Source organism: Candidatus Contendobacter odensis Run_B_J11 (assembly GCF_000531125.1).
GTDB classification, from domain to species: Bacteria; Pseudomonadota; Gammaproteobacteria; order Competibacterales; family Competibacteraceae; genus Contendibacter; species Contendibacter odensensis.
This window is the reverse complement of record NZ_CBTK010000150.1, coordinates 1-3488: the sequence shown is the minus strand read 5'-3', so window position 1 is coordinate 3488 and position 3488 is coordinate 1. Positions and strand designations below refer to the sequence as shown.

Genomic DNA, 3488 nt, shown 5'->3' with positions numbered 1-3488 from the left:
GGTTTATCCCAACAAAGGTACGTGAGGCGACATAGGGATCAGGCGTGATCCCTAACGCGCAGGATGGTCTGCCTGCTGGTGCTGAATTGTCGTGCGATGGCTGAGATGGGTTCTCCGTTTTCGATTTTCTCGCGCACGATCCTTTGTTGATCCGATGAAAGTGCGGGGGGCCGTCCGAGGGGTTTGCCTTGCGCTTTTGCGCGTGCGAGTCCGGATTGCGTGCGCTCAATGAGGAGGTCGCGCTCGAACTGGGCGACGGCGTTGATAACGTTCATGGTCATCTTACCGGCTGAACTGGTGAGATCGACGCCACCCAGGGCGAGGCAATGCACGCGAACGCCCATTTTCTCCAGCCGCGCAACGGTCGTGCTGACATCGACGGCGTCGCGCCCCAGCCGGTCGAGTTTGGTCACGACCAGCACGTCGCCCTTCTCCATCCTGTCGAGCAGGCGGGAAAAGCCTTCACGCTGCGCAATGGCCATCGAACCGGACACGGTTTCGGTGATGATCCGGTGTGGCTCGATGCGGAAGCCAGCCGCTTCGATCTCCCGAAGCTGATTTTCGGGCTCCTGTTTGACGGTCGATACTCTGGCGTAGGCGAAGGTTCTGGACATGGCGGGCGATTTGTTACGAAAGGGCTGTACGGAATTATAATGATGTCCTATAGTCCATCAAGCTAATTTTTGGACGCAGAGATTATCCCTGTCCGAAAAGGGACTGTTTAGGACATCTACCCCGAGGGTATGCATGCCGCGAATGCGCATTCTCACTGCGAGCGAACAAGAGGCTTTCGACAGGCCGCCGCTGTTCGATTATCGCGAGCGGAAGAAATTCTTTACGTTTCCCAAAGCCTGGCTGGATATGGCGCAGAGCATGCGCCGCGCCGACCATCAGGTGGGTTTTCTGGTGAGCTGTGGGTACTTCCGGGCGCCGCGACGGTTCTTTGTGCCTGTGGACTTCGATCCCCGTGATGTCGCCTATGTGGCCAGCCAGTTGGGCAACGCCGTTGCATCCATTGACACCTATCCGGATCGTACCCGCCAAAGGCATCAACAGCTGATTCTTGATTTCTACGGGTTCGCGCCTTTCGATGAGGCGGCGAAAAAAGCCGTGACCGCCGAGATTGCGACGATGACGCGGATGCATCTCAAGCCACGGCTCATTTTTGACCGCTGCGTCGATTTCCTCATTCAGCGCAGAGTGCAGGTGCCGAAGGCGGGCGCCTTGTTCGAACTGATCCGCTTGGGACTGCATACGCGCAAGGCTGAGTGGGTCACGCTGATGGAGACTCATCTCACCGATGAAGCACGCCACCTGCTCGACGCTTTGTTCGCCGCACCCGAAGATCGAAACCGTTACCCACTGACACTGCTCAAGAAGCGGTCACAATCGACCAAACCGACGCGCATCAAGGAAGGCATCGCCGATTTTGAGACGTTGGCGGCGCTTTACCGCCCGCTTGAGGGCATCCTGTCCGTTCTCGATCTCGGTGTTGCCGGTATCCGCTACTCTGCGGGCAGCGTGCTGAAATCCGAGGTGTTTCAGATACACCGGCGAGAGGCTAATGATCGCTACATCCACGCCGCCGCCTTCGTCGCCCATCCGTTTTTCCGCGGCCAAGACCATCTGGTTGATCTATGGCTCAGCGTTATGGCCTCGTTTCAGACGACCACCGCGCGTGAGCACAAGGAAAAGCTTCTGGAAACCCGCAAGGATCAGCAGGAACAACTCAAATCGGTGGTTAATGATCTGGACGCTTCGGTGTTTGGCGTGATCCGAGAAATACGTAGCCTGACCGACGCCGACAGCCTGTCGGATACGCAGAAGGTCATAGAAATCCGGGATCTGCTGGATCGCGGGCAGAGCAGCGCGTTCGAGCGCCTCAAAGCCGATCTGCACGATACGACGCAAGATCGAAGCGGGTTCGAGGTTCTGGAATCCCATTCCTTGAAGCTGCAAAACCGGCTCAGCCCCATCTTGCGGGCGCTCGCATTCCAACCGAACGACCGCGCGGCTGACAACCCGCATCTGAAATTCCGCGCCGATGGAACCTTCCATGTCGCTACCCCGGCACTCGATGCCCGCGAGGCCGATCCGCTTGGCGAACTGTTCCCTCAACGGCACGATGTACCCTTGGCGCAAGTTCTCGAAACCATCAACCCTCACTGCGGCATGCTGAAGGCCTTTGAGCATGGGCAGCAGACCCCTATCCGGCAGGCCCTATCACATCCGGCCTTGCTCGCCGGGATCATCGGGCTGGGCTGCGGTATCGGCGTGCGCAAGATGGCGCGGATTTCCTCGCGCGTCACCGAGAGTGAGTTGGAACACGCCGTCAACTGGCGCTTCTCGCTCGACAACATCCGCGCCGCCAATGACGCGGTGCTCAAGGCCATGGACAAGAGGGAACTGCCGAACCTCTATCGTCGGGAGGCGGACGCGCTCCACACCGCCAGCGATGGCCAGAAATTCGAGGTTCGCGGGGAGTCCCTGCATGCGCGCCGCTCGTTCAAGTAGTTCGGGCAAGGGCAAGGGGTTTCCGCCTACACCTTTGTCGATGAGCGCCATTTTCTATGGCATTCGCTGATGATCAGCGCCGCCGACCGCGAAAGCGCCTCTGTGATCGACGGATTGATGCACAATGATGTCGTCAGAAGCGACATCCATTCGACCGACACCCATGGCTACACGGAAGTCGTGTTCGGCCTCATCCATCTGCTGGGCTTTTCCTTCGCGCCGCGCATCAAGGGCATTGGCAAGCAAAGGCTGTATCTTTTTCGTGGCCATGACCACAATGCCCGCGAGGGCTGGAAAATGGCCCCGGACCATTATGTGAACGATGCCTTGACCCGCGAGAACTGGGATGATCGGCTACGGCGGGTCGCCACCCTCAAGCTTAAGGAAAACACCACCTCCGACATCTTCCGGCGGCTCAACTCCTATTCTCGCCAGCACGCGCTTTATCAGACCCTCAAGGCTTTCGGTCAGGTCATCAAGTCGCTGTTTATACTGCGTTATGTCGATGATTTGGAATTGCGGCAGGCTATCGAGAAGCCGCTCAACAAGGTGGAGTTGGCCAACCGCTTCACCCGCGCCGTTGCCGTTGGAAACCCCCGTGAGTTCACGCAGGCCGAGAAAGAGGAGCAGGAGATCGCAGAGGCCTGCAACCGGTTGATCAAGAACAGCATCATCTGTTGGAACTACCTCTACCTCGCCCGCCCGATCGAAAAGGCCACCGATGCCGAAACCCGGGAAAACCTGCGCTGCACCATCGCAACCCACTCGCCCATGTCATGGGCCCATATCAACATGCTTGGCGAATACGATTTCTCCGACGAAAAACTCCGGGATGCCATCGGAATCCTGCCCCTGAAATCAGCCGCATGAAACACACCCAAATTCGCGAGAACAAAAACGCCGAAAACTCAACCACATTAGGTCAATGCGCGAATAGCTATGTCGCCTCACGTACCTTTGTTGGGATGGACCCG

General features: G+C 58.0%; 1 protein-coding gene and 1 pseudogene. One reads left to right on the top strand and one right to left on the bottom strand.

What is annotated here, in order from left to right; genetic code table 11:
- Positions 1-38: 38 nt before the first annotated feature.
- Complete coding sequence (locus BN874_RS10770; RefSeq protein WP_034433064.1) at positions 39-614, bottom strand: recombinase family protein; 576 nt, start codon at positions 612-614, stop codon at positions 39-41.
- Between the two features lie 133 nt (positions 615-747).
- Between BN874_RS10770 and BN874_RS10765 the strand changes: the two are divergent.
- Positions 748-3384 (top strand): annotated as a pseudogene (locus tag BN874_RS10765) (Tn3 family transposase).
- Positions 3385-3488 lie beyond the last annotated feature (104 nt).